The sequence below is a fragment of the Staphylococcus sp. EG-SA-15 genome, assembly GCF_017151895.1.
Taxonomy (GTDB): Bacteria; Bacillota; Bacilli; order Staphylococcales; family Staphylococcaceae; genus Staphylococcus; species Staphylococcus aureus.
Map to the genome: position 1 here is coordinate 1 of NZ_JACVZN010000086.1, position 429 is coordinate 429.

1 protein-coding gene is annotated in these 429 nt (G+C 37.8%); it reads right to left on the minus strand.

From position 1 onward, the window contains the following. Positions 1-429, minus strand: a 429-nt coding sequence (locus IDG64_RS14450; protein ID WP_206171364.1) for an N-6 DNA methylase, incomplete at both ends; no start/stop codon positions are given.

The window sequence follows — 429 nt, forward strand, 5'->3', positions numbered from 1 at the left end:
AGCTATATTTATCAATCGTTTCTTTACGCTTATATGTGTCTATAATACGTTCGACTTGGGCATCGCTTAAATGGTTTTGATTTTTTCCTTTTTCAAAATCATTGGATGCATCGATAAATAATACGTTATCGTCTTGTTGGCGACATTTTTTAAATACAAGGATACATGTTGGAATACTTGTCCCATAGAAAATATTGGCTGGCAAACCAATCACGGCTTCTAAGTAGTTCTTTTCTTCTATTAAATAGCGACGAATCACACCTTCTGCGGCACCACGGAATAATACACCATGTGGGAGTACGACTGCCATGGTACCTTCATCGTCTAGGTAATGTACCATGTGTTGAATAAAGGCAAAGTCTGCTTTGGATTTTGGCGCAAGCTTGCCGTAACCACTGAATCGTTCATCATTTTCAAATTTTGAATCTG